The sequence below is a fragment of the Pseudomonas sp. B6001 genome, assembly GCF_013386015.1.
In the GTDB taxonomy this organism is placed as follows: domain Bacteria; phylum Pseudomonadota; class Gammaproteobacteria; order Pseudomonadales; family Pseudomonadaceae; genus Aquipseudomonas.
The window spans coordinates 98,822-125,053 of sequence record NZ_JACAOX010000020.1; the positions used below are offsets into that span (position 1 = coordinate 98,822).

Here is a 26,232-nt window from a genome sequence, read left to right on the forward strand (position 1 = left end):
AGGCTTCACTTTCAAGGGTTTGGCCGGACGCAGGCATTAGATAGTTAAGGCTCGGGGCGCCAGGCACCATCAGGGTGCGCCTGCACGCACAGCCCGCGCTGATTGGCGCCGCATTGGTGCATCGCCCACCCCCACAGCCCGGTCACGGCTCGCGCGCACCACGATTGCGCGCCCCGGCACAGCCTTTGCAATCACTCCCTCATCACATCATTGAGTCATGGAGATTGCACAATGAAGCGTCGCAGCTTGATCAAGGCTTTCACACTGTCGGCATCCATCGCCGCGATGGGCATGACCTGGACGGTACAGGCCGCCGAGACCATCAAGGTCGGCATCCTGCACTCGCTGTCCGGGACCATGGCGATCTCCGAGACCTCGCTCAAAGACATGGCGCTGATGACCATCGACGAGATCAACGCCAAGGGCGGCGTGAACGGCAAGATGCTCGAACCGGTAGTGGTGGACCCGGCTTCCAACTGGCCGCTGTTCGCTGAAAAGGGCCGCCAGTTGCTGACCCAGGACAAGGTCGCCGTGGTGTTCGGTTGCTGGACCTCGGTGTCGCGCAAATCGGTATTGCCGGTGTTCGAAGAACTCAATGGCCTGCTGTTCTACCCGGTGCAATACGAAGGCGAAGAGATGTCGCCGAACGTGTTCTATACCGGTGCGGCGCCGAACCAGCAGGCGATCCCGGCGGTGGAATACCTGATGAGCGAAGAAGGCGGCGGCGCCAAGCGCTTCTTCCTGCTGGGCACCGACTACGTGTACCCGCGCACCACCAACAAGATTCTGCGTTCGTTCCTGCACTCCAAAGGCGTAGCGGATAAAGACATCGAAGAGGTCTACACCCCGTTCGGCCACAGCGATTACCAGACCATCGTGGCCAACATCAAAAAATTCTCCGCCGGTGGCAAGACCGCAGTGATCTCCACCGTGAACGGCGACTCCAACGTGCCGTTCTACAAAGAGCTGGCCAACCAGGGCCTGAAGGCTACCGACGTACCGGTCGTCGCCTTCTCCGTGGGTGAAGAAGAGCTGCGCGGCATCGACACCAAGCCGCTGGTGGGCAACCTCGCCGCCTGGAACTACTTCCAGTCGGTGGAGAACCCGGTGAACAAGAAATTCGTCGCTGACTGGAAAGCCTACGCCAAGGCCCACAACCTGCCGGGCGCGGATAAAGCCGTGACCAACGACCCGATGGAAGCCACCTACGTGGGCATCCACATGTGGGCGCAGGCGGTGGAGAAAGCCAAGTCCACCGACGTCGACAAAGTACGTGAAGCCATGGCCGGGCAGACCTTTGCCGCGCCGTCCGGCTTCACCCTGACCATGGACAAGACCAACCACCACCTGCACAAGCCGGTGATGATCGGCGAGATCCAGTCTGACGGGCAGTTCTCGGTGGTGTGGCAGACCCAGGAGCCGATTCGTGCCCAGCCGTGGAGCCCGTATATCCCTGGCAATGACAAGAAGCCGGATTACGCCGTCAAGAGCAACTAAGACCGACTCGGTCTAAATGTGGGAGCGGGCTTGCTCGCGAAAGCGGTGTGTCAGTCGACGCATCCGAAACTGAGCCAGCGCTTTCGCGAGCAAGCCCGCTCCCACATTGTCCGTGCATGATCAGGACATTTTGTATGCCCACTGCCCTATACCGCTTCATCCTCGCCGCCCTGCTGTTGCTGCCCCTCGCCGCACACGCCAGCGACGCCGAAGACTTCATCAACGCCAACCCGATGCAACAGGCCAAGCTGCTCCAGGACTGGGCCGCCCAGCCCGACCCGGCGCGCATCGAGCTGGTGGACGCCCTGCAACAAGGCCAGATCAGCGTCAACGGGGAAACCAAGACCGTACGCCTGAACAACCGCCTGCGCGGCCTGATCGACAACGTGCAAGCCAGCCAGGAATTGCTCGCTGCCGACCCCAAGGTGCGCCTTGCCGCCGCCCAGACTCTGCAAAAAAGTGCACAACCTGCGCAGCTGAAATTCCTCGACCAGCAACTCGCCGGCGAAACCAATGATGACGTACACACAGCCCTCAGTCTCGCCCTGGCCAACCTGCAACTGGTAGACCCTGACCCGGCCGTGCGCCTGGCCGCCGTGCGCTTGCTCGGCGGCACCGGCGACCCGCTGGCCCGCACTCGCCTGGAAGCCCTGCTCGCTCCCGGCGTCGAAGCCGACGCCACCGTGCACACCGCCGCCGAGACCAGCCTGGCCCAGGTCAAACGCAAACTGATGGTGGGCGAGATTCTCGGCCAGGCCTTCAGCGGCATGTCCCTGGGCTCGATCCTGCTGCTGGCGGCGCTCGGCCTGGCGATCACCTTCGGCCTGCTCGGGGTGATCAACATGGCCCACGGCGAGATGCTGATGCTCGGCGCCTACTCCACCTATGTGGTGCAGTTGCTGATGCAGCGCTACGTGCCCCAGGCCATCGAGTTCTACCCGCTGATCGCGCTGCCGGTGGCGTTTTTTGTCACCGCCGCCATCGGCATGGCCCTGGAGCGCACGGTGATTCGTCACCTCTACGGCCGCCCGCTGGAAACCCTGCTCGCCACCTGGGGCATCAGCCTGATGCTGATCCAACTGGTGCGCCTGGTGTTCGGTGCGCAGAACGTTGAAGTGGCCAACCCCGAGTGGCTGTCCGGGGGAATCCAGGTGCTGCCCAACCTGGTGCTGCCGTACAACCGCATCGTGATCATCGCCTTCGCGCTGTTCGTGGTGGTGCTGACCTGGCTGCTGCTGAACAAGACGCGCCTGGGCCTCAACGTGCGGGCCGTCACCCAGAACCGCAACATGGCCGCCTGCTGCGGCGTGCCCACCGGACGCGTGGACATGCTCGCCTTTGGCCTCGGCTCCGGCATAGCGGGCCTCGGTGGCGTGGCCCTGAGCCAGATCGGCAACGTCGGCCCGGACCTCGGCCAGAGCTACATCATCGACTCGTTCCTGGTGGTGGTACTCGGCGGTGTCGGCCAGTTGGCCGGTAGCGTCATGGCCGCCTTCGGCCTGGGGATAGCCAACAAGATTCTTGAACCGCAGATCGGTGCCGTGCTCGGCAAGATCCTGATCCTCGCGCTGATCATTCTGTTCATCCAGAAACGCCCGCAAGGACTCTTCGCACTGAAAGGACGGGTGATCGACTGATGAACCAGCCATTGATGCTTACGGCCGCGCAAAAGGCCGGCCCCAAGGTGACCGTCGCGGTCGGTGCAGTGGTGCTGATCCTGCTGCTGGCGCTGCCGTTGTTCTCGCTGTTGTCACCGGAAAATCCGCTGCACGTTTCCGCCTATACCCTGACGTTGGTGGGCAAGATTCTGTGCTACGCCATCGTCGCCCTGGCGCTGGATCTGGTGTGGGGTTATGCCGGGATGTTGTCCCTCGGCCACGGCCTGTTCTTTGCGCTGGGCGGTTATGCCATGGGCATGTACCTGATGCGCCAGGCGTCCGGCGATGAGCTGCCGGCGTTCATGACCTTTTTGTCGTGGACCGAGTTGCCGTGGTACTGGACCGGCACCAGCCACTTCCTCTGGGCGATGTGCCTGGTGGTGTTGGCACCGGGCTTGCTCGCGTTGGTGTTCGGGTTCTTCGCCTTCCGCTCGCGGATCAAGGGCGTGTACTTCTCGATCATGACCCAGGCCCTGACGTTCGCCGGGATGCTGTTGTTCTTCCGCAACGAGACCGGGTTCGGCGGCAATAACGGCTTTACCAATTTCCGCAGCATCCTCGGGTTTGGCATCACCGAGCCGGGCACGCGAGCGGCGCTGTTTGTGGCCACCGTGGTGTTGTTGGTGGCGAGCCTGTTCATCGGCTGGCGCCTGGCCCAGAGCAAGTTCGGCCGGGTGCTGACGGCACTTCGGGATGCGGAAAATCGCCTGATGTTCTGCGGCTACGACCCGCGTGGCTTCAAGCTGTTCGTGTGGGTGTTGAGCGCGGTGCTGTGTGGTTTGGCGGGCGCGTTGTATGTGCCGCAAGTGGGCATCATCAACCCCAGCGAAATGTCGCCGACCAACTCCATCGAGGCCGCTGTGTGGGTGGCCCTCGGCGGGCGTGGAACCTTGATCGGCCCGCTGCTGGGCGCCGGTGTGGTCAACGGCATGAAGAGCTGGTTCACCGTGGCGTTTCCTGAGTATTGGCTGTTCTTCCTCGGTGCGCTGTTCATCATCGTCACCCTGTATTTGCCCAAGGGTGTGATTGGCCTGCTGAAGAAGAGGGGCGACCAATGAGGATCACAGCGACGGCCGAATTTATGCTCGAACCTATCCTTGAACCCAATAAAGACCAAGGCAGCGCCCGCGATGCCATTGGCCTCGGCCAGGCGGCCGGCAAAGGCCTGAACACCCGCCACGGCACGATCCTGACCCTGGAAGACATCAGCGTCAGCTTCGACGGCTTCAAGGCGTTGAACGACTTGAACCTGTACATCGGCGTCGGCGAATTGCGCTGCATCATCGGCCCCAACGGCGCGGGCAAGACCACGCTGATGGACGTGATCACCGGCAAGACCCGGCCCAGCCACGGCAAGGCCTGGTTCGGCGAAACCCTCGACCTGACGAGCATGAGCGAAGTGCAGATCGCCCAGGCCGGCATCGGTCGCAAGTTCCAGAAGCCCACGGTATTCGAAGCCCTCAGCGTGTTTGAAAACCTGGAGCTGGCGCAGAAGACCGACAAATCGGTGTGGGCCAGCCTGCGGGCACGCTTGAGTGGTGAGCAGAAAGATCGCATCAGCGAAGTGCTCGACACAATCCGCCTCACCGCTTCAGTCAATCGCCCGGCCGGCTTGCTGTCCCACGGCCAGAAACAGTTCCTGGAAATCGGCATGTTGCTGATGCAGGACCCGCAACTGTTGCTGCTGGATGAACCGGTGGCGGGCATGACCGATGCCGAAACCGAGTTCACCGCCGAGCTGTTCAAGCGCCTGGCGGGCAAGCATTCGCTGATGGTGGTGGAACACGACATGGGCTTTGTCGGCTCGATTGCCGACCACGTGACGGTGTTGCACCAGGGCAGCGTGCTGGCCGAAGGGTCGCTGGAACAGGTGCAGGAAAATGAGCGGGTGATCGAGGTTTACCTCGGCCGCTGAACCTGATCGTTCCCACGCTCCGCGTGGGAACGATCATTAAGGGGAACTGAACATGCTGCAAGTCGACAAGCTGCACCAGTACTACGGCGGTAGCCACATCCTGCGCGGGCTTTCCTTTGAGGTAAAAGTCGGCGAAGTCACCTGCCTGCTGGGCCGCAACGGCGTGGGCAAGACTACCCTGCTCAAGTGCCTGATGGGTTTACTGCCGGCCAAGGAAGGTGCGGTGAACTGGGAAGGCCGCGCCATTACCGGCTTCAAGCCGCACCAGCGGGTGCACGCCGGTATCGCTTACGTGCCCCAGGGCCGGGAGATTTTTGGCCGCCTGACAGTGGAAGAAAACCTGCTGATGGGCCTGTCACGCTTCCCCGGCTCCGAAGCCAAGGAAGTGCCCGCCTTCATCTACGAGCTGTTCCCGGTGCTGCTGCAAATGAAGCAACGCCGGGGTGGTGACTTGTCCGGCGGCCAGCAACAGCAGCTGGCTATCGGCCGGGCCCTGGCCAGCCGCCCGCGCCTGTTGATCCTCGATGAACCCACCGAAGGCATCCAGCCGTCGGTGATCAAGGAGATCGGCGCGGTGATCAAGAAGCTCGCGGCACGCGGCGACATGGCGATTCTGCTGGTGGAGCAGTTCTATGACTTTGCCGCGGAACTGGCCGACCAGTACCTGGTGATGTCCCGGGGCGAAATCGTCCAGCAGGGGCGTGGAGAAAATATGGAAAGCGAGGGTGTGCGCGGGCTCGTTACGATCTAATCTGTAGCGTCCTAACGATAAGCACTGACCATGACCCTACCTGCCCCCACCGCGCTGTTCACCCCAAGCTGGCACGCCGAGCTGGAACTCGGCTACGCGCGTTTCGGCGACACCACGCGCCCAGTGATGCGCCGCCACCTCGGCCCACTGCGGGTGCAAAAGCATCTGTACGCCGAAGGCCCCGAGGTGTGCCAGCACATCATCGTGCACCCGCCGGGCGGGATTGCCGGCGGTGATCGTCTCGATATCAGCGCCCATGTCGCCGAAGGTGCCTGGGCGCAACTGACCAGCCCCGGCGCGGCCAAGTGGTACCGCGCCGGCGGGCCGGCGTATCAGAAACTGGAGCTGACGATTGAAGCGGGCGCGACGCTGGAATGGCTGCCGCAGGAGACCATCGTGTTCAGCGCCGCCCAGGCCGAACTCACCACCCGCATCGACCTGCAAGGCGATGCCCGGCTGTTTTATTGGGACGTGGTCGCCCTCGGGCGCCCCGCCAGCGGCGAGCGTTTCGACCTCGGGCACTTCCAGTCGCACCTGGATATCCGCCGCGACGGCCAGTTGATTTGGCATGAGCGCCAGCGCATTGTGGGCGCCGACGGTTTGCTCGACTCACCCATCGGGCTGGACGGGCAACCGGTGTTTGCGACCTTGCTGGTGACCGGCGAAATCGACCCTGAACTGCTCGAACAATGTCGCTCCCTGCCCCACCCGGTACGCGGCGACCTGACCCAATTGCCCGGCCTGCTGGTGGCCCGCTGCCTGGCCAGTGAAGCGCTGCTGGCGCGAGCCTGGCTGATCGCACTGTGGCGCCTGCTGCGCCCGGCCGTACTGGGCCGAGAAGCGGTATCACCGAGAATCTGGAGCACATGAAGATTAAAAATGTGGGAGCGGGCTTGCTCGCGAATGCAGTGGGTCAGGCAAAGATGCATTCACTGACACACCGCATTCGCGAGCAAGCCCGCTCCCACATTGGATCTCCGGTGTTTTTACGAATGTATTTCATAGTGGACCTTGAACGATGGACCTGACCCCACGGGAAAAAGACAAACTGCTGATCTTCACCGCCGGCCTGGTAGCCGAGCGACGGTTGGCGCGCGGTGTGAAGCTCAACTACCCGGAAACCATCGCCTACATCTCCGCCGCGTTGATGGAAGGCGCCCGCGATGGCCGCACCGTGGCCGAGCTGATGCACTTCGGCACCACCCTGCTCACCCGCGAACAGGTGATGGAAGGCATCCCGGAAATGATCCCGGACATCCAGGTGGAAGCCACCTTCCCCGACGGCACCAAGCTGGTCACCGTCCACCAACCCATCGCCTGAGGCCCGACCATGTCCTTTTTGATTCGTGATGCGGTGCACGCCGATTTGCCAGGGATTCGCGATATCTACAACGACGCGGTGCTCAACACCACGGCGATCTGGAACGAACAACCGGTAGACCTGGGCAACCGCCAGGCCTGGTTCAGCGCTCGTCAGTCACAGTTTTACCCGGTCCTGGTTGCCGTCGAAGACGAGCAGGTCATCGGCTATGCCTCGTTCGGCGACTGGCGGCCCTTTGAGGGCTTTCGCCACACCGTCGAACACTCGGTGTACGTGCGCAACGACCAGCGCGGCAAAGGCCTCGGCCCACAGTTGATGCAGGTGCTGATCGAGCGGGCGAAAACCTGCGACAAACACGTGATGGTCGCCGCCATCGAAAGCGGCAACCAGGCCTCGATCCGCCTGCATGAGCGCCTGGGTTTCATCACCACCGGGCAGATGCCCCAGGTCGGCACCAAGTTCGGCCGCTGGCTGGACCTGACCTTCATGCAACTGACGCTCAACCCGGGCGCTATGCCGCCCAAGGAGTGACACCGATGAACGCCCAACTGCGTCGAGTCAATGCCGAAAGTTTTGCCCATTACCGCCCGGGTTTGATTGAGCTGTTGCTGGACGCCGTGAAGCACGGCGCATCGGTGGGTTTCATGGCCGACTTCGATGAAGCCCAGGCCGGCACTTATCTCAACGGCGTGCAGGCCAGTCTTAACGATGGCAGCCTGCTGCTGTGGGTGGTGGTGCGTGATGAACACGTCATCGCCAGCGTGCAATTGGCGCTGTGCATGAAAGCCAACGGCCTGAACCGCGCCGAAGTGCAGAAGCTGCTGGTGCACAGCGAGGCCCGGCGCCGTGGCCTTGGCCAGCAACTGATGAACGCCCTGGAACTGAGCGCCCGCCAGTACAAACGCGGGCTGCTGTACCTGGACACCGAAGCCGGCTCCGGCGCCGAAGCCTTCTACCAGTCGCTGCGTTATACCAAGATCGGTGAATTGCCCAACTACTGCCAAAGCCCGGACGGGCGCTACACCCCGACCGCCATCTACTTCAAGACCCTGGGGCAACCTGCATGATTCCTGGCGAATTTCAGATCCAGCCTGGCGACATCGAACTCAACGTGGGCCGGCGCACCGCCACCCTGAGCGTAGCCAACAGCGGCGACCGGCCGATCCAGGTTGGTTCCCACTATCACTTTTTCGAGACCAACGACGCACTGACGTTCGACCGTGCCGCCAGCCGTGGCATGCGCCTGAACATCCCGGCCGGCACCGCCGTGCGCTTTGAGCCGGGGCAGAGTCGTGAAGTGGAACTGGTTGAGCTGAGTGGCAAACGCCGGGTGTTCGGGTTTGCCGGGCGCATCATGGGCGACCTGGATTAATGATCGTTCCCACGCTCTGCGTGGGCATGCATCCTGTGACGCTCCGCGTCACGACCTTCAAGAGCGGACGCAGAGCGTCCAGGGCGACATTCCCACGCAGAGCGTGGGAACGATCAGGAACTAAACACATGAAGATTTCCAGACAAGCCTACGCCGACATGTACGGCCCCACCGTTGGTGACAAGGTCCGCCTGGCCGACACCGAGCTGTTCGTCGAAGTCGAACAGGACTTCACCGTCTACGGCGAAGAAGTGAAATTCGGCGGCGGCAAGGTGATCCGTGATGGCCAGGGCCAGAGCCAATTGCTCGCCCATGAGGTGGTCGACACCCTGATCACCAACGCGCTGATCATCGACCACTGGGGCATCGTCAAGGCTGACGTCGGCCTGAAAAACGGCCGCATCGCCGCCATCGGCAAGGCCGGCAACCCGGACATCCAGCCCGGCGTGACCATCTGTGTCGGCGCCAGCACCGAAGTGATTGCCGGTGAGGGCATGATCCTCACCGCCGGCGGCATCGACACCCACATCCACTTCATTTGCCCGCAGCAAATCGAAGAAGCACTGACCAGCGGCGTCACCACCATGATCGGCGGCGGCACCGGGCCGGCCACCGGCACCAACGCCACCACCTGCACCTCCGGCCCATGGCACCTGGCGCGCATGCTCCAGGCCTCCGACTCGTTCCCGATGAACATCGGCTTCACCGGCAAGGGCAACGCCAGCCTGCCGGAGCCGTTGATCGAACAAGTGAAGGCCGGTGCCATTGGCTTGAAGCTGCACGAGGACTGGGGCACCACGCCGGCGAGCATCGACAACTGCCTGAGCGTCGCCGACGAGTACGACGTGCAGGTGGCGATCCACAGCGACACCCTCAACGAATCCGGCTTTGTCGAAACCACCCTCGCCGCCTTCAAGGGCCGCACCATCCACACCTACCACACCGAAGGTGCCGGTGGCGGTCACGCGCCAGACATCATCAAGGCCTGTGGCTTCCCCAACGTGCTGCCCAGCTCCACCAACCCGACCCGGCCGTTCACCCGCAACACCATCGACGAACACCTGGACATGTTGATGGTCTGCCATCACCTGGACCCGAGCATTGCCGAAGACGTGGCCTTTGCCGAAAGCCGCATCCGCCGCGAAACGATTGCCGCCGAAGACATCCTTCACGACCTCGGCGCGTTCTCGATGATCAGCTCCGACAGCCAGGCCATGGGGCGGGTTGGCGAGGTGATCACACGCACCTGGCAGACCGCCGACAAGATGAAAAAACAGCGCGGGCGATTGCCTGGCGACGGCGAAGGCAATGACAACTTCCGCGCCAAACGCTACATCGCCAAGTACACTATCAACCCGGCGATTACCCACGGCATCAGCCACGAAGTGGGCTCGATTGAAGTGGGCAAGTGGGCCGACCTGGTGCTGTGGCGCCCGGCGTTTTTCGGGATCAAGCCGACGCTGATTCTCAAGGGCGGCGCGATTGCCTCAAGCCTCATGGGCGACGCCAACGCCTCGATCCCGACGCCGCAACCGGTGCACTACCGCCCGATGTTCGCCAGCTTCGGCAGCTCGCTGCACGCCACCAGCCTGACCTTTATCAGCCAGGCGGCGTTGGCGGCAGGCCTGCCGGAGCAGTTGGGGTTGAAGAAGCAGATCGCCGTGGTCAAGGGTTGCCGCGCGGTGCAGAAAACCGACTTGATCCACAACGATTACCTGCCGGATATCGAGGTTGACCCGCAGACCTACCAGGTCAAGGCCGATGGAGTATTGCTGTGGTGTGAGCCTGCGGATGTGTTGCCGATGGCGCAGCGGTACTTCTTGTTCTAAGCCCCAAATACGGCACTGATCGCCTGGTCGGTCAGTGTCGTGTTCAATGAGTTGAGTTCGCTGGTGATGCTGGCAAGCGAAGTGTCGTATTCAGCCCGACTCATGACGGTTCCCGGCAGGCTGTTACCGCGCGGCCGACCGAGGATATCGGCGGTCCTGGCGATGGTGTCGCTCAGGTCCTTCTTGGCCTCGGCAGACAAGCCGCCATCCCTGGCCCATTGCGCTTGCGCGTCCTCGTAGTCGAGCAACGCGTCAGATTTCCGGAAGATTCTCAAGTATTCCACCTTGTGGGCCCGCTCCAGAAACTCCCTCCACATCGGCTGCTCGATCAGGTTGGCGCGCAACTGATCCCCCTGGTCCAGCGCTGTCACCTGCTCGTACGCCGCCTCTACCATGGCCGGCGTCACATACTCTTCGCGGTACAGCATGGTTCTGGCCTGCCACGGCAAGTCCAGGCGGGCGGAAAGCTGCGAGGTGTAGGCCAGGTAGATCTCGACCTCATCAATAGGCGGGATCTCATTGCCTGCGTTGTCGTAATGAGAGACCAACATGCCCTCCTGGTCATACTCCGTATACCTGGCGCCTTGACTGATCAATTCTGCCACGCGCGCATGAGCGATCCGCCCCAACTCCTCCAATCGCCACTTGCCCCTGGCCAACTTGAGCACGCTGCTTCTCACCGCATTCGCGTCTTCATTGGCATAGGCCGAGCGCAACAACACTTCAACCCCCATGGCATTGAACAACTGCGCCCCCGCATCCACGCAAGCCGTGGGGAACTGTGCCATGCGGAACAGCTCCTCTCGCAACTCGGCGTCTTCGCCCATGGCCTCCAGCATGCGCCATACTTTCGCAGTCAGCTCCGGCAGGTAGCGCTTGCCCTCGACTACGGCATCCCCTGATTTGGACAGGTAGCGAATTTCGTTGAAAAAAGCTTCAGAACCGAAGGCATCCTCCAGCCTTTGCCACAATTGCTGCTTGGATTCCCATTCCTCGTCGGTCAATCCCGTTTTCCAGAGTTTGCTATCGGCCCGGCCTTTGGGTGGAAGCTGACGATCCGGATCATTACCGGCTGCCTCGATATATAACCTGAAATCGCTCACGGCTTTAGTACTCAGTAGCTCTCGGGAGAGCGTCGTGCGCGCGATGATCCGGGCGTTATCAGAACCCGGCGCAAATACCGGTACACGGATAAGCGCGTTCTCACGCAAATCCAGAATGAAATGCCGTGGGCGCGGCAGGCGAAACACGCTGGCAGGCCACTCCTCCAAATCTGTTTCAGCCAGCCACAGCTGGCGCAAATCAGGCATGCGACTCACGTCCGGCGCCAGACCCAATGGATTGCTTTCAAGCGACAGCTCCTTGAGCTGTTTCAGTTTGCCCAAGACCATGACGCTCTCCTGACTCAGGACTATTTCATTGCCTCCCAGATACAACTCGGTCAGGTGCGGCATGGCGGCAATGGCCGGCGGCAGCCGCGTCAACCGGCAGGCTTGCACGGACAAGCTGCGCAGGCTGCGAAAGTTGGAAACAAACCCGTCGACGTCGTCACTGGTCAAGGCCATGCTGCGCAGGGTCAGCTTACTGACGTGATCAAAGTCGGCCGGCAATGGCGGCAGGGTGCGCAACTGCTGGCGCAATTCGACCCCATCCCACTTGATGGCCTGGCCGAGGTATCGACCATTGCCGTCGATATCCCGCAGCCCGGTTCTGCGCCAGGCCGCCTCAATGGCCTTGACGATCCGGCCCCTGGCCCGATAAATCCGATCTGCCGCCTGGCCACTGGTCGACGCGCCTGCGCGAGCGCTAATCTGCCAGGTTCGCAACGTCTGAGTCAGGTTGCTGAATTCGCTTTCGAGTTCCTGTACCCAGGTGAGATCGAGTGGGTCGCCAAGAGGTCTCAACTCGGCAATTTCGTTGGCGGTGATGTCCGGGTACAAGTTGCGAATGCGTGCCTGCAGGCTCCGCTCAAACGCCCACCCGCCGCGCCCGCTCAAGGGGTACCCACGCCTGCCGCCCGACAACTGCGATAGCGGTTTGAAGAACGGTTGGGCGGGCTGCATCTGCAGCACCTTGCGCAAGGCACCGCGCGACAGGGCATGTTCCTGGATTTTGCCTCTTAACTCCGGCCCCTGCCCAATGCCTGGCAATCCCAGAGACTGGCGGTGGGTGTCTGGCAGGGCATGTTGCAAGGCGCCGTACAGATTGTCGACGACATGCAGGCTTTGCCCTCGTGCGTCAAACGCCTCGTAGCGTCCATCGCCCCTGTGCACCAATACCTTGCGGTGCGCGGACTCGGGTGGGCCATAGCCGGCACGCAGGCTTCCGGCCAGGGAGCCTTCGCGAACCTCAATGCGCAAGTCGTTTCGCCAGCCAGGAAGGCGCTCCAGCGTGTTGAGCGCCAGCGCTTCGGTGTCGACATTGGCCAACTCGTCCAGATAAAGCCCTTCGTACGCCCGGGCCAGACGCAGATGCCCAAGTTGCCGGCGCGCTTGCTGCGCCAGCTCCAGGGGAATCTTGCGATTGTTGACCAGGCTCGCCCGCTGCGAGGGGCTGGCACCTTCCAGCAGTTCCTCGACCATGACCGGTGGCAGGCTTTTGAAGTCGCGCGCGAACAGTTGCAGTTCGGCGCTGCCAGGCGATGACCGCCCGAGGTAAAGGCTGTCGAACACCCGCCGCAGGGACTGTGTTGCATAGATTCCCAGCCGTTCCTGCAACGCCTGGCTACGCAGCGCGGCCCCGTAGGGCATATGCTGGCCGAGCAGGTTTTTAAGCTGCTCCTCGGGCAAACTCTCGACGATCAACGCCGGCAGCTTGCCACCGAACAGGTCTATGCGGCTGATGCTGATCAGTTCCGTCCCGGGCGCATGAGGTTGGCCATACAGGGCAGCCGTCCTGCTGGTGCCCTGGCCGTCAAATACTTCGATGGTCCTGCCGGGCGGCCAGCCGGTCATTTCCACCATCAACGACGCGGCGTAGCTACCCAGGTCCATCGACATCGACCCCGCAAGGATCTGCCCACTCAAGCTTTCGGCACGCCCGTAAGCCCGCATGCGCACCGCCGTGTCGAGTGTGATGGCCGGAGTGGGCTCGCTTTCCACGTACAGCCGGCGCAGCACGCTTTCATCGGTGTCACTGATCTTGCGCACCTGCTCCAACTGCGTATCGCTCAGGCCTTCCATTACATGGCTCAGTCGCCGCATCAGCGGAGCACCTTGCCACGTCAGGGGCTCATCGGCCTCATGGGTCCAGGCGCCAGAACCGTTGTTGACGATCTGAGGCTCATACGCCTCGGGCCTGCTGGGGTGCTGGACCCGGTACACGCCCGGTTCGTCTTGCGCGGTCACGGCGTAGCGATTGCCGTCCACCGACACGACCTGGCGCCCATTGACGGTATGTAGTCCCGCCTGGTCGGGAACCGAGCCTGCCGGCAGTCGGATGTCCTGCGCATAGGGCGCAAGGTCCGGCTTCCACAAGCGGGCCTTGCCCGACGGCAGCCTGACCGCCTTGAGTCCTTCGATAAACGGCGACAGGCTGATATGCAACGCAGCGCCGCCCACCGCCAGTTGCGCGAGATTTTCCAGCACGTCAGCGATATGCGCCCAGCCGGCCTCGCGGTCACCCTGGCCGAGTTCAACCACGCCCTCCAGTACTTCGTACAGCAGTTGCCCGGCCGTGACCACCGCCATCAGTGCACCCAAGGGCGGAATGAACATCGACACCAGGTTCAAGGTGAACAGGCCGATGTTCATCAGATGCGCCATCCGCCGGTCGTGGCCAGCCGCGTCGGTGTGAGCGGTGGGTATCGCCATGCTCAACCCATCGTCGAGTGCGCGCTTGCGCATGTCGGCGTACAGCTCGTCCCAAGGGTCGACGTCGATCCACAGCCCCTTGATCGGGTGGGCGTTGAGGTTCAGGTTTGGCTGGTCCTGCGGCGTGCGGCTGATATGTCGCGGGGACTTTATGACGGCGTTGATCGCCTGGAGTTCGGTAAGGGATTTTCTTGCGTAGTACTGTCGCCACGCTGGATCAGGGCCCAGGGCCACGCGCCTTTGCGGTTCATCGACGCGTTTCTCGGTGAACCGCCCGTAGTAGTAAGCCAGGTATTTTTTCCCGATGAACCGTGAGAAAAACTGTTGGTGGGCCGTGACCTGAACCCCCCTGCTGTCCCAATAGTCCTCTGGCCTGTAAGCGGTCAGCTCACGGGTCGTTTCCTCTGCATAGTCGGCAAAGGTTTTGTAGCGCTTGATGGGGTGCTCGGGGTGGTCGGGGATGTAGACGATAAGCCAGGTGCCATACCCATGCTCCACGCTCGGGTCGATCATGAGGCAGCCGTGCATTTGCAGTTCCATGATACTGGGCCAGCGGTGCCAGACCTGCTTGCCTTCGTGCTTGATGCGTCGCTCGCCATTGGCGATGCGCAGCAGTAGCGCGTAGTCGTCGCTGCGAATATCACCTTTGAGCAACGCCACGTAGGCGGCGGCTCTGAAGGCGTCCTTTTGCCGGGTGATAAAGCGTTCACGCAGCAGGTTCCTGGACACGGTTTGCACGGGCAGCAGGTAGGTGGTGAGGTGTTCCTGGTACAGCCTGCCCAGGTCCAGGTCGCGGCATAACCGGGCGAAGGTCTCGATCGTCAGGGTCGTGGTATGGCGCTCGAAACGGCCATCCGCGCCGGGAGCGGTGATAAAGCCTGAAGCACTGTCGAAGAACCCGGCGCGGGTCTCGCGCGCTTCAAAATTGTTCAAGGCCGCTTGCAACAGGGACAAAGTCTTGGTCCGGTAGCCTGTCGCTAGACCTTCGACCGGTACATAGAGGCGCAGATGCACCTGGTTGACGTCCAGCTCAAACCCGGCGGCCTTCAACGCGGCTTCAAGCAATGGCCGGGCGAAGGCGTTGACCTCTTGCACCTTGCCGGTCGCTTGCTCCAGTGCAGTGTGAGACTTGATGCTCGCCTCCAACAGGTTTTGCAGCGCAGCCTTCTGTGCCGGGGTGGTGGCCGCATACCAGGCGGGGATCTCTGGCTTGGCCTGCGTGATGGCTGCACGCAGGGCAGGAGATGCGCTGACCAGGCTTTCGGGGATGGCGGCTTTGATCTGTGCATAGTGACGCCCTTCGCCGCCCGGCAGGAGCGAGGTGGAGGCTTGAGGTGCTGGCATAAACGAGTACCGATAGGGAAATTAAGGCAATGACCTTAATCAGTCGCCCCCGGCACTCGGCGGTAGCTATTTGAACGGATTGCCCCCCATGGTCGAACACTCAAAAAGCGCTGGCAGGCTTGATGCACACGGGGGGATTTCCATGGGGTAATTAAGTCGTCGATCCATAGGTAATCCGGGGCCGATGCGTTAACTATTGCGTGCTATCCAGCGGCTTTTCGACTTATTAATCCACAGCGGTTTTCAGTAGCCTTTTTCCTTTGCTTACCCAAAGGAATGCCCCCATGCAGGATGCCCCCTCCGTTACTCCCCTCTCATCTTCCGACGACAACAGTGCGTTCATTCGCCAGGCCATTCCGGACTGGCTGGTACAGGCGCCGGCCCACCGCATAGAAGCGTTGAAACAGGCCAGGCTCGAACAGGTGCACTGGATGGACAGCTTGTCGCCGCTGCAGCGAAGAACCTTGAAGGCGTTCAATGAAACCAGTTTCAAATCCCAACACGCGGTGGATAAACACCTGGCCAACGTCCAGGCACTCAAGCCCTTCGCCATAGGCCTGCTCAACGGCGCGCTGAAAGAACAATTCAACCTCACCGTGGATGTCGAAGGCACCTCTCTTCGTTTGTATGAGCCGCTGAGGCTCGGCACCCTGGGGATCAAGGCCGGCGAATACAAAGTACTGGAGGTGTCGCTGGTGCAGGCTGCCCTGCATAACTTTGAAGCCAGTGAAGGTGAAGACGGCGCATTCGATCCTGCCTCCGGGTTCACCCAATACCCGGACCGGGAAGGCGCCTCTCCCAGGATCAGCCCGGCGCTGACCGTACCCGCCTTTATCAGGCTGTGCCGTACGCTGGACGTGGGTGCCCGCTACCAGGCGCACCTCAAGGAAACATTACTGCCCACCGACGAGACGGCCGCCACCCGGTTGCGCGACGCCGTGATCACCAGCCAGAAGGATGCCCTCAGGGCTGCGGCGTACCTGGCGCTGCTCAAGCAGGACATTCTCCCGGATGACTTCACCATGGTGCTCAAGGTGGTCGACGGCGAACGCAACCCGACGCTGGGCGGCAAGCCGGTGTGGTTCAGTTGCCTGAGCGTGATGGACCGCGCGCTCATGGGGAGCGTGGTGTTTACACCGGTGGAAAAATATCGCTATGCCACCGACTTCATCGTCTACCTGCCCCACGATCCGGAGCACCCGCTCAAGCGCTACAACAGCCTTGATGCGCTGAAAACCGAACTGAACCGCCAGTGGGTGGCGCGCGACAAAGCGCCAAGCGAATCCGGCAATAACAACCGCCCGACGCCCACGAGCTACCAGCATTTTTTCAGCCAGTTTCTCAATGAGCATGACAAGCCGGCGTTCTTCAACCGGTTTACCGAACCCGCTGCGGACTCCACCGCCGCCGTCGACGCAGTAGCGCGTTCGCCGGTGACCCAGACAATGCTGCAACTGGCCTTCCCGGTATTGACTACGACGGTCATGCCCCAGTCGCTTCCGCCCCCGAAAGCCGGCTGCAGGGTGGTGAAGACGGGCGCTCCCGACCTGTACCTGATGGTGGTCTCAAGACAGGGCCTGTGGGCTGACAACGTCGACCTGTGGGCCAACCTGTTTGAGCATGGCCGCGACAAGGCCCTCGGCGATGCGCGCGACCAGGCAGTGCCCACCGCCGATGTCGACGCCCGGGTGCGCGGGCAAAAAATCGCCCGTTGGCTGGAGGCCGGCGCTACCGTGCTCGGCCTGGGACTGGCGTTCGTCCCGGTGCTCGGCGAAATCATGCTGGCCGCCATGGCGGGCCAATTGCTCTACGAAACCTTCGAAGGCGTGATCGACTGGGGCGAAGGCGACCGTGACACGGCCAAGGCTCACTGGTTCGACGTCGCGCAAAACCTGGCCGCCATGGCGCTGCTGGCCGGCGCGGGGAAAGGCCTGCAAAAGCTCGCTGCGCCGCCTACACCCGCGTTGGTACAAGGGCTCAAGCCGGTGCGTTTGCCAGGTGGCGAGCAGCGGCTGTGGAAGCCGGACCTTACGCCTTATCGCAGCCCCGTCGTATTGCCCAAGGACGCCACGTTTGATGACCTGGGCTTGCACAGCCACGACCAGCAGCCGCTGCTGCCCCTCGACGATCAACTGTATGCCGTCAAACCCGAGCCCGACGGCGACACCTATCGCATACAACACCCCACACGCTCCGACGCTTATGCCCCGCAGGTGGCGCATAACGGCGCGGGCGCCTGGCTGCATGAAGGCGAAGAACCACTGACCTGGGACGGCCCGGCGCTGATGCGCCGCCTGGGTTATCGCACACGGGGCTTGAGCGACGCACAACTGGAACAGGCACGCCTGGCCAGTGGCACTCGCGCCGATCAACTGCGCCAACTGCATGTGGACCTGCAACCGCCGCCCGTCCTGTTGAGCGACAGCCTGGCGCGCTTTGGCATCCATCAGCGGATCGAGACGTTTATCGAGAAGATGGGCAGTGACGACCCGCTGGATTATGCGCTGGCCGACCCGGCGATCACCGAGCGCGTGGTGGCGCACCGAGGCTTGACCTATCCGGCGGTCCTCGACCCGACTCCCCGGGTGCTGGACGAACAGACGATGCTGTGGCGCCGCGAAGTTGCCCAGGCTGCCCGGGACAGTCGGACCTCGCTGTTCGACGCGGATTACCGCGCCCATAACCTGACTCGCTCGCCCCCGGTACAGCAGCTCATGGACAGGTTTTCCGGCCTGCCGGCGGAGGTTGCCAGGCAGTTGCTGGAAACCGCCACGGACGCGGATTTAACTGCGCTGAGTGGCCATCAGCAGTTGTCACCAAGGCTCACCGCCCTGGCGCGCGAAAGCCAGCAGCAAGTGCGCATGGCACGGGCCTATGAAGGCTTGTTCCTCGACACCCTGCAGAGCCAGGACAGCCTGCGCTTGGCCCTGCATACCCTGCCCAGCTTGCCGGGTTGGGACCCGAGCCTGCGGGTGGAAATCCGCTTGGGCAGCGAACAGGGGCCACTGATCGACGCCGTCGGTCCAGAGGCCGACGCACCGCCGCTGATGCTGGCGATGGGTGAAGACGGAGCGTTCGGCGCCACCGACCTGTATGGCGCCGTTCTGGCACGCCTTGAACAGGGCCAGCGTCGAGCACTAGGCGAAGCCGCACGGGACGCCGGCACCCTGAAGCAGCGGGTGCGACAAACGCCATTGGCCCGGGACGAGCTGCGCTCGGTACTGCTGGAATACCCGATGCTGCGCAAACCCTTGGCAGGAGACCTGCGCCTGCGGGGCGGCTCCCCGCTGCACAAACTTACTCAATTGCGCAGCACCCATACGCGGGTGCGCAAGCTGTATCCGGGGTTCAGCGACGAGCAGGCCACAGCCTTCATCGAGACCCTCGGGAGCGATGCGCGCACTGAGTTGACGCGCCGGGAAGACCAATACGCCGCCCTCAAACGCGCACTCAAGGACTGGGTGAAACGCAGTGCCCGAGAAGATACGAGCCGGCGTCCATTTGAGGTGAACCCGGGAGGCCGGGAGCAGTCAGTGGCCGATGCGTTAAGAGATTGCTGGCGCCGACAGACCGTGGATCGTGCCGGGGGATACACCGGGCGCCGACTGGAAATCAGCGCCCAGGTGAACCTGCCCAAACTCAACGCCGATTTTGCCCATGTCGAGGAGTTGGTTCTCGACTACGTGAGCTTCACCGACGGCCCCGGGCAGTTCCTTGGCAACTTCCCCAATCTGAAACGTTTGACCCTCAAACAAGTCGGCGGTATCGGACGCCATACGCTGACCGAACTGCCCGAAGCAATCACGGCCATAAAGGCGCTGACGCACCTGGACCTGTCGAAAAATGCCATCCGCCTGAGCGAAATCAGCGCCGGCCAACTGGCCGGCCTGAGCCGCCTGGAAGAACTGTGCCTGAACGACAACCCCTTGGGCACCCTGCCGGATTTCAGCCCGCTGCTACGACTGCGCAAGCTGGAGCTGCGTGACACCCGGATCAATCAGTGGCCCACAGGCCTGCTGGAACTGCCGGAGCTGAGAGAAGTCGACCTGTCCGGCAATCACCTGAGCGCGGTGCCCGACAGCCTGCTCAACCCAGCCCCCGAAAACGTGGAAGCCAGCATCCGTCTCAACCGCATGACCCGCCTGCGTGACAACCCATTCACCCCGCAAGCCAATCAGCAGATGCGGGCGTACATCGCTCGCCTGGCACAAACTCGCCCGGGCTGGCGCAACGGCGGCCAGCCTGGCGCCTTCGAAGTACCCTTGAGCCACACCGACGAAATGCGGCGGATAAGGGACCTGTTTCCCGGCTACAGCGAGGAGGAAAACGAGCAATTCGTATTGCACGCAGGCGACGGGGCGCCGGCTGAACTGACGCGCCTGGAAGGCGAGTGGCAAACCTTGAGCACCCAACTGAACGCCTGGGCCACACAACGGTTCCTGGTGGCTGCCGACAGCGAAAACCTGCGTGCAGGGGATGCCAACCATCGCCAGCAATTCGCTCGAGACCTCAAGGCGTGCTGGCGGCGCATGACTCCCAAAGTGCTGGCCCAAGATGGTTCTCCCGCCGGCTACACCCTTGAAGCACTCGGCTTGAGAGTCGGCGACTTGCCTGCGCTGGAAGCAGATTTCAGCCACGTTGGGTCAATCAAGCTTCAGGACATGCAATCCGTATACGGCCTGGATGAGTTTCTCGGCCACTTCAGTCACACCCGTTGGCTCGACCTGTCGTACGGAGAGTTGCGTTCAATCCCGCCCAGCGTTGCCCGGATGACTCGGCTTACCCGCCTGGACCTCAGGAGCAACCAACTTTCCCTGAGCGAGGCCGACGTGGATCTGCTGGAGGGGCTCACCTCACTCAAGATCATCAATCTGAGCCGCAACCCCCTGGCGCGTACCCCCAACTTCGCAACCCTGCCGAACCTGCGTAGGGTGAATTTGAAAAACACCGGGATCACCGAGTGGCCGCAGGGCTTGGGGCCACATCAGGCGTTGGACATCGTTAACCTGGCGCAGAACCGCATCACGCAGTTGCCCGAGTCCCTGGTCAACCCGCTGCCCGAGGAGGCCGAGGCATTCATCTACGTCAACAACGTCACCTTTATCGACGGCAACCCGCTGAGCACCGAAGCCCGCAGGCAGTTGGTCGAGTATTGGAGCAATGCAACCTTGCTCCACCGCGAGGCAGCAGCGGGCCGGCAGCCCGGCGCGATGCGTTATCGGGCGCCACAGCCCGCTACAGTCGAGGTTCACGCCCCTCAAGAACAGATCGTGGACGACACACCGGAGCCGGCATACCAGCACTGGATGGATGGTCTGTCACCCGAGGAAATCGACGTACGACGCAGCCTGTGGGAGTCGATTGCCGAGAAACCCGGTTCGCAGATCTTCCTCGACATCCTCGACAACCTCAAAGAATCGGCGGAGTACCGCAGCCGCTATACCGACCTGCAATCGCGCCTGTGGCAATTGCTCTATGCGGCCCGGGACGATGGCTTGCGTGAAGAGCTGTTCAACCTGGCGGGTGACCCGCGCTGCGGCGATCGGTCGGCCCTGGTGTTCAGTGACATGGAGACCAAGGTGCTGACGTGGCAAGCCACGCGCTATGCCGCCGATGGCGAGGCGGGACCGGCACTCTACACCTTGGCCAAAGGTCTTTTTCGCCTGGACGAGGTGGAAAAATTAGCCAGCGCAGACATTCGGGTTCGAGAAGGCATGATTCGCACGTCGACCATGACCCCTGAACAAAAAGTCGCCGCCCTGGAAAAACTGGAAGATATTGAAATTCGCCTGGCCTATCGCATGGGCCTGGCCCGCCGCCTCGGCCTGCCCGGTCAGCCCAACGATGCCCGCTACCTCGCAACGGGACAGGTAGCGCCGCAGATCCTGAATAATGCCGCCATCACAATCGAAAAACTGGACAACTCCAAGAAGCTCGTACAGTCGCTGCTGGGCCGCGAATTCTGGCAGGCCTTTATTCGCAACCATTATGACGATGAGTTCAGAGTCCTGAGGGGGCCCCATGACGTGCGCTTGAATGCGTTATCCGAGGAACACGATGCGGGCGCCCTCAGTGATGAGGCATACGCAACCCAGGCTGAAAATGTGCAACTGCAACTGGCCGTGGACGAGGCGCAACTGATTCGCTCGCTGACCCTGCGCGACTGGGTGCCGTGCAAGGCGCGCTGCAGCATCACCTGATGGATTCAGGGCGTTTGCACCAACCGCCCCAGCCGTTGCTTGAGCATCTGGTTCTCGGCCCGCAGTTGCTGGACTTCCTCCAGCAGGTCGAGCGCCAGGGCGACGCCTTCCCATTCCAGCTCCAGGTCCTTTTGCAGCGCCGAGGCGCGCTTGGCCAGGGCCAGTTCGTAATCGGTGAAGCGCCAGGACTCGGGACTGGTCCCCACCGGTTCAACGATGCCGTGCTCGACGATTTCGATCACGTAGGCCACCGACAGGTCGGTGGCCTCACAGAATTCTGCCATGTTCACTTGAACCAAACGGGGACTGCTCATTGTTAGCTACTCCATGATTCTCTTGGATCGAAGGCGGCTTTTTGTGCCAGTTCCTGCCACAACGCCTTGACCTCGTCGTCGGTGTTTTTCGGCATCACCGCCTTGAGTTGCACAAACAGGTAACCGCGCTGCCCGGCCTTGTTCAACAAGCCATGGCCCTTGGCGCGCATGCGCTGGCCGTTCTGGCTGCCGGCCGGCACCTTGAGGTTGATCTTGCCGGTGAGGGTCGGCACCGCCACTTCCGTGCCCAACGCCAGCTCCCACGGGGCCAGTGGCAGGGTGATGATCAGGTTCTCACCTTCCACATCGAATTTAGGGTGTGGCGCGAACTTGATGATCAAGTACAGATCACCATTGGCACCACCGCCAATCCCAGGCGCGCCCTGGCCCTTGAGGCGGATGCGCTCGCCGTCGGCCACACCGGCCGGGATCTTCACGTTCAGGCTCTTGGTGGTGTTGCTGACGTGCTGGCCGGCCGCGTTGTATTGCGGCACCTGGAAGTTGACCTGCTTGGACTCGTTGGACAGGGTCTCTTCGAGGAAGACCGGCAGTTCCATTTCCACATCTTGCCCTCGACGCCCGGCACTGCGGCCCTGGGCACCACCAAAACCATTGCCGCGCGAACCGAAGATCGAGCTGAAGAAGTCCGAGAAGTCGCCGGTGTCCTGGCCACCGCCGCCATAGCCACCACGGCTCTGCCAGCCTGGCGGGCCCTGGAACGGCTGGCCATGCTGGCCGTATTTGCGCAGATCGTCGTATTCGGCGCGCTTGTCGGCACTTTTCAGCGCTTCATAGGCTTCGGACGCGTCCTTGAACTTGGCTTCAGCGTCCTTTTCCTTGCTCACGTCCGGGTGATATTTGCGCGCCAGCTTGCGATAGGCGGCCTTGATCGCCTTGTCGTCAGCGGTGGGTTCTACACCGAGAATCTTGTAATAGTCTTTGAAGTCCATCGGGGGCATCACCATCCATTATCGATATCGCACTGCCAGCGTCACAGCATGCGCCTGTTTGCGGCGTCTGGATTGACCGATCTCAATCTTGTGACCGAAGGGTGCGTCAGAAGTTTATCGGCGCTGCGGGCAGAATCCTGCAGCCACCAACCGTATGGGGAGGATTTGGGGGCAAAGGCCGGGCTTTCAAGGTAACAAGTGCGTTGTATTTAGCGGATAGTCGGCCTACGCATCTGCACGCGGGTGGCATACACTGCGCGGCCGTTTTTCAACCGGAACCCGATTGACATGAAAAACCCATCCCCAGCCCGTGCCTGCGGTATCGACTTCGGCACGTCCAACTCCACCGTCGGCTGGATTCGTCCCGGCATGGAAACGCTTATCGCGCTGGAGGACGACAAGATCACGCTGCCGTCGGTGGTGTTCTTCAACTTCGAAGAGCGCCGCCCGGTGTACGGTCGCCTGGCCCTGCACGAGTACCTGGAAAACTACGAAGGCCGGCTGATGCGCTCGCTCAAGAGCCTGCTGGGTTCCAAGCTGATCAAGCACGACACCAGTGTATTGGGCACGGCCATGCCGTTCACCGACCTGCTGGCGCTGTTTATCGGCCAACTCAAGAGCCGCGCCGAGACCACCGCCGGGCGTGAGTTCGAAGAAGTGGTGCTGGGCCGTCCGGTATTTTTCGTCGACGACGACCCGATGGCCGACCAGGAAGCCGAGAACACCCTGGTGGACGTGGCCCGCAAGATCGGCTTCAAGGACATCTCGTTCCAGTACGAACCGATTGCCGCGGCCTTCGACTACGAGTCCACCATCGAGAAAGAAGAGCTGGTGCTGATTGTCGACATCGGCGGGGGTACCTCCGACTTCTCCCTGGTGCGCCTGTCGCCCGAGCGCCGCCAGATCGACAACCGCCACGACGACATCCTCGCCACCGGCGGTGTGCACATCGGCGGTACCGACTTCGACAAGCAGCTCTCGCTGGCCGGCATGATGCCGCTGTTCGGCTACGGCAGCCGCATGAAGAGCGGCGCCTATATGCCCACCAGCCACCACATGAACCTGGCGACCTGGCACACCATCAACTCGGTGTACTCGCAGAAATCCAAGCTGGCGCTGGGCAGCATGCGCTACGACATCGAGGACACGGGTGGCATCGACCGCCTGTTCAACCTGATCGAGCAGCGCGCCGGGCACTGGTTGGCGATGGAAGTGGAAGAAACCAAGATCCAACTGACCCAACAGGACAGCCGCCATGTGCTGCTGGACCGAGTCGAGCCTGGGTTGAGCGTGGAGTTGAGCCGGGCGTTGTTCGAGTCGGCCATCGATGGCTTGCTGGAGCGGGTGCGCAATGCGGTGACGCAACTGCTCAACGACGCCTCGGTGGACGTGGCCCAGGTGGACACGGTGTTCTTTACCGGGGGTTCCAGCGGGATTCCGGCGCTGCGCCACAGCATCTCGGCGATGCTGCCGAATGCGCAGCATGTGGAAGGGAACATCTTTGGCAGTATTGGCAGTGGTCTGGCGATTGAGGCCAGCAAGCGCTACGGCTACTGAGTTTTAGCTGAAAACCGTGGCGCGCCCTTCGCGAGCAAGCCCGCTCCCACATTCGGCTGCATTCCAAAGTTGGAACTCGGTCAAATGTGGGAGCGGGCTTGCTCGCGAAGGGGCCAGTCCAGGCAACATCAATGCCTAAACCATCCCCGCCAGCTTCAACTCACTCTTCAAGTACGCATAATAAATCGGCCCCGCCACCACCCCCGGCAGGCCGAACGCGGCTTCGAACACCAGCATCGCCAACAACAATTCCCACGACTTGGCACTGATCTGTCCGCCGACGATCCGCGCGTTGAGGAAGTACTCGACCTTGTGGATCACGATCAGGTAGCCCAACGCCGCCACCGCCACCCAGATCGACAGCGACAAGGCCACGATGGTGATCAGGGTGTTGGACATCAGGTTGCCGATCACCGGTAGCAGGCCCAGCAGGAACGTCAGCACGATCAACGTCTTGGTCAACGGCAGGTGGATCCCGCACAACGGCAGCACCACCGCGAGGAAAATCGCGGTGAACGCGGTGTTCAGCGCGGCGATCTTGATCTGCGCGAAAACGATGTTGCGAAAGGCCTGGACCAGCAGGTGCAGGCGATCAAACAGCGCGGCCGCCAGGGGTTTGCGCTTGGTCAGGTCCGGCACCCGTTGCAGGGCGATGATCGCCCCCAGCACCATGCCGATCAACAAGGTCACGAACATGTGCGCGGCGTCTTTGCCCACCAGTTGCAGTTCGCTGAGGTGTTTGCTCAGCCATTCGCCGATGGCCACGCGGAACTCGGCGGCGCTGGCCGGCAGGTAGGCGTCGAGGAACGGCGGCAACTGGCCGCGGGCACGGTCGACCACGCCCATGAACTTATCGAGGGAGGCCCCCGGGTTTTCCGCTTCGTGCAGCAGGAAGCTGATGGCCCCGGCAAAGATCAGGGTCAGGATGCTGACGATCAAGGTTCCCAGCAAGGCTACCGCCAACCAGCGCGCACGCCGGCCTTCGATCAGCCGCTGCAACTGCGGGGTGAGCATGTTGACCAGCTCGTACACCAGCAGCCCGGCCAGCAGGCTCGGCAGCAACTTCAATGGCAAAACCAGCAGCAGCCCGCCAAAAATCAGCACGCAACTGACCAACAACAACACGTGACGCTGAGAAAACGTTGGCATACAGCCTCAAAACGAACGGCGTTAAAGGATGGGCAGTCTGCCAGCGTTGGGTGAATCAAGCGAGAAGTCTAAACGCGGTCCAATGTGGGAGCTGGCTTGCCTGCGATGGCGGTGGGTCAGCCAACAAAGGCATCGACTGTCAGGTCGCAATCTTAGGCAAGCCAGCGCCCACAGAGTTCTGCATCATTATTTCTTCAGGCAGGTGCTCATAAAGGTTTTACGCGCATCGCCGGTCAGCGCCTGGGTTTTCGCGGTGGCGTTGCAATCTTTCATCTTCTGTTGCTGGGGGGTCAGGGTCTTGGCGTCGTTGGCCGCCGGGGCCGCCTTGAGGCAGTTGCTCATGAACGCCTTGCGATCATCACCGGTCTTGCCACTGGTCTTGGCTTCGGCGTTGCAAGTAGTCATTTTTTGTTGCTGAGCCGTCTGTGCGGCAGTCGCGGCAAAGCCTTGGGAACACAGCAGCAGGCCCATCATCAACAGCGGAATACGCAGCATCTTCATGGAGTTTTCTCCCTGTTACCGTGCCGAGGGGCACGGCCTCCCCAGCAGTGTAGTCAAACCCT

The 26,232-nt window shown here is 62.0% G+C and carries 18 protein-coding genes; 13 read left to right on the forward strand and 5 right to left on the reverse strand.

Annotation, left to right across the window (positions count from 1 at the left end):
- The first annotated feature begins 231 nt into the window (after nt 1-231).
- From urtA to ureC, 11 genes are all read left to right on the forward strand, one after another.
- Nucleotides 232-1,497, forward strand: a complete 1,266-nt coding sequence (urtA, locus tag HX821_RS22450; protein ID WP_003217372.1) for an urea ABC transporter substrate-binding protein — start codon at nt 232-234, stop codon at nt 1,495-1,497.
- A gap of 134 nt (nt 1,498-1,631) precedes the next feature.
- Nucleotides 1,632-3,134: an urea ABC transporter permease subunit UrtB gene (urtB, locus tag HX821_RS22455; RefSeq protein WP_003217374.1), complete on the forward strand. Its 1,503-nt coding sequence runs from the start codon at nt 1,632-1,634 to the stop codon at nt 3,132-3,134.
- A complete protein-coding gene (gene urtC / locus HX821_RS22460) occupies nt 3,134-4,213 on the forward strand; it encodes an urea ABC transporter permease subunit UrtC (RefSeq protein WP_008439056.1) in 1,080 nt (359 codons plus the stop codon). The genes urtB and urtC overlap by 1 nt, the downstream gene beginning before the upstream one ends.
- A complete protein-coding gene (gene urtD, locus HX821_RS22465) occupies nt 4,210-5,070 on the forward strand; it encodes an urea ABC transporter ATP-binding protein UrtD (RefSeq protein WP_003217378.1) in 861 nt (286 codons plus the stop codon). The genes urtC and urtD overlap by 4 nt, the downstream gene beginning before the upstream one ends.
- Nucleotides 5,071-5,122: 52 nt before the next feature.
- A complete protein-coding gene (gene urtE, locus HX821_RS22470) occupies nt 5,123-5,821 on the forward strand; it encodes an urea ABC transporter ATP-binding subunit UrtE (protein ID WP_003217380.1) in 699 nt (232 codons plus the stop codon).
- Between the two features lie 30 nt (nt 5,822-5,851).
- Entirely contained in the window at nt 5,852-6,691 is an 840-nt protein-coding gene (locus HX821_RS22475) for an urease accessory protein UreD (protein WP_177036418.1), read from the forward strand.
- Nucleotides 6,692-6,839: 148 nt separating this feature from the next.
- Complete coding sequence (gene ureA / locus HX821_RS22480) at nt 6,840-7,142, forward strand: urease subunit gamma (RefSeq protein ID WP_003217383.1); 303 nt, start codon at nt 6,840-6,842, stop codon at nt 7,140-7,142.
- Between the two features lie 9 nt (nt 7,143-7,151).
- Complete coding sequence (locus HX821_RS22485) at nt 7,152-7,673, forward strand: GNAT family N-acetyltransferase (RefSeq protein WP_177022484.1); 522 nt, start codon at nt 7,152-7,154, stop codon at nt 7,671-7,673.
- Nucleotides 7,674-7,678: 5 nt separating this feature from the next.
- Nucleotides 7,679-8,209 (forward strand): GNAT family N-acetyltransferase, encoded by a 531-nt coding sequence (locus tag HX821_RS22490; RefSeq protein WP_177036419.1) that lies wholly within the window; start codon nt 7,679-7,681, stop codon nt 8,207-8,209.
- Nucleotides 8,206-8,514: an urease subunit beta gene (locus HX821_RS22495; protein WP_003217389.1), complete on the forward strand. Its 309-nt coding sequence runs from the start codon at nt 8,206-8,208 to the stop codon at nt 8,512-8,514. Before HX821_RS22490 ends, HX821_RS22495 begins: the two co-directional genes overlap by 4 nt.
- 128 nt (nt 8,515-8,642) lie before the next feature.
- Complete coding sequence (gene ureC, locus HX821_RS22500) at nt 8,643-10,343, forward strand: urease subunit alpha (RefSeq protein ID WP_003217391.1); 1,701 nt, start codon at nt 8,643-8,645, stop codon at nt 10,341-10,343.
- Here ureC and HX821_RS22505 read toward each other — a convergent pair.
- A complete protein-coding gene (locus HX821_RS22505) occupies nt 10,340-15,499 on the reverse strand; it encodes a dermonecrotic toxin domain-containing protein (protein ID WP_177036420.1) in 5,160 nt (1,719 codons plus the stop codon). The genes ureC and HX821_RS22505 overlap by 4 nt on opposite strands.
- Nucleotides 15,500-15,783: 284 nt before the next feature.
- Here HX821_RS22505 and HX821_RS22510 point away from each other — a divergent pair, with 284 nt between their 5' ends.
- Entirely contained in the window at nt 15,784-21,699 is a 5,916-nt protein-coding gene (locus tag HX821_RS22510) for an NEL-type E3 ubiquitin ligase domain-containing protein (protein WP_177036421.1), read from the forward strand.
- Nucleotides 21,700-21,704: 5 nt separating this feature from the next.
- Here the strand turns inward: HX821_RS22510 and HX821_RS22515 are convergent, their stop codons facing one another.
- Both HX821_RS22515 and HX821_RS22520 read right to left on the reverse strand, forming a co-directional pair.
- Nucleotides 21,705-22,013 (reverse strand): chaperone modulator CbpM, encoded by a 309-nt coding sequence (locus HX821_RS22515; protein WP_003217397.1) that lies wholly within the window; start codon nt 22,011-22,013, stop codon nt 21,705-21,707.
- Between the two features lie 2 nt (nt 22,014-22,015).
- Complete coding sequence (locus HX821_RS22520; protein ID WP_008439071.1) at nt 22,016-22,963, reverse strand: DnaJ C-terminal domain-containing protein; 948 nt, start codon at nt 22,961-22,963, stop codon at nt 22,016-22,018.
- Nucleotides 22,964-23,251: 288 nt separating this feature from the next.
- Between HX821_RS22520 and HX821_RS22525 the strand changes: the two genes are divergently transcribed.
- A complete protein-coding gene (locus HX821_RS22525; RefSeq protein WP_102605727.1) occupies nt 23,252-24,520 on the forward strand; it encodes an Hsp70 family protein in 1,269 nt (422 codons plus the stop codon).
- A 135-nt stretch (nt 24,521-24,655) separates the two neighbouring features.
- Here HX821_RS22525 and HX821_RS22530 read toward each other — a convergent pair whose 3' ends face one another.
- Together HX821_RS22530 and HX821_RS22535 are read right to left on the reverse strand one after the other, a co-directional pair.
- Complete coding sequence (locus HX821_RS22530; protein WP_003217402.1) at nt 24,656-25,669, reverse strand: AI-2E family transporter; 1,014 nt, start codon at nt 25,667-25,669, stop codon at nt 24,656-24,658.
- Between the two features lie 186 nt (nt 25,670-25,855).
- Nucleotides 25,856-26,170, reverse strand: coding sequence for a PsiF family protein (locus HX821_RS22535; protein ID WP_003217404.1), 315 nt, complete (start codon nt 26,168-26,170; stop codon nt 25,856-25,858).
- Between the last annotated feature and the right edge of the window lie 62 nt (nt 26,171-26,232).

Bases quoted from the DNA above. Each gene is read 5' to 3' on its own strand.
- HX821_RS22520 (WP_008439071.1), bottom strand. From the start codon at position 22,963: ATGGACTTCAAAGACTATTACAAGATTCTCGGTGTAGAACCCACCGCT.
- HX821_RS22475 (WP_177036418.1), top strand. From the start codon at position 5,852: ATGACCCTACCTGCCCCCACCGCGCTGTTCACCCCAAGCTGGCACGCC.
- urtE (WP_003217380.1), top strand. From the start codon at position 5,123: ATGCTGCAAGTCGACAAGCTGCACCAGTACTACGGCGGTAGCCACATC.
- HX821_RS22505 (WP_177036420.1), bottom strand. From the start codon at position 15,499: ATGCCAGCACCTCAAGCCTCCACCTCGCTCCTGCCGGGCGGCGAAGGG.
- HX821_RS22490 (WP_177036419.1), top strand. From the start codon at position 7,679: ATGAACGCCCAACTGCGTCGAGTCAATGCCGAAAGTTTTGCCCATTAC.
- HX821_RS22495 (WP_003217389.1), top strand. From the start codon at position 8,206: ATGATTCCTGGCGAATTTCAGATCCAGCCTGGCGACATCGAACTCAAC.
- HX821_RS22485 (WP_177022484.1), top strand. From the start codon at position 7,152: ATGTCCTTTTTGATTCGTGATGCGGTGCACGCCGATTTGCCAGGGATT.
- HX821_RS22510 (WP_177036421.1), top strand. From the start codon at position 15,784: ATGCAGGATGCCCCCTCCGTTACTCCCCTCTCATCTTCCGACGACAAC.
- ureC (WP_003217391.1), top strand. From the start codon at position 8,643: ATGAAGATTTCCAGACAAGCCTACGCCGACATGTACGGCCCCACCGTT.
- HX821_RS22530 (WP_003217402.1), bottom strand. From the start codon at position 25,669: ATGCCAACGTTTTCTCAGCGTCACGTGTTGTTGTTGGTCAGTTGCGTG.
- HX821_RS22515 (WP_003217397.1), bottom strand. From the start codon at position 22,013: ATGAGCAGTCCCCGTTTGGTTCAAGTGAACATGGCAGAATTCTGTGAG.
- urtC (WP_008439056.1), top strand. From the start codon at position 3,134: ATGAACCAGCCATTGATGCTTACGGCCGCGCAAAAGGCCGGCCCCAAG.
- HX821_RS22535 (WP_003217404.1), bottom strand. From the start codon at position 26,170: ATGAAGATGCTGCGTATTCCGCTGTTGATGATGGGCCTGCTGCTGTGT.
- HX821_RS22525 (WP_102605727.1), top strand. From the start codon at position 23,252: ATGAAAAACCCATCCCCAGCCCGTGCCTGCGGTATCGACTTCGGCACG.
- urtB (WP_003217374.1), top strand. From the start codon at position 1,632: ATGCCCACTGCCCTATACCGCTTCATCCTCGCCGCCCTGCTGTTGCTG.
- urtD (WP_003217378.1), top strand. From the start codon at position 4,210: ATGAGGATCACAGCGACGGCCGAATTTATGCTCGAACCTATCCTTGAA.
- urtA (WP_003217372.1), top strand. From the start codon at position 232: ATGAAGCGTCGCAGCTTGATCAAGGCTTTCACACTGTCGGCATCCATC.
- ureA (WP_003217383.1), top strand. From the start codon at position 6,840: ATGGACCTGACCCCACGGGAAAAAGACAAACTGCTGATCTTCACCGCC.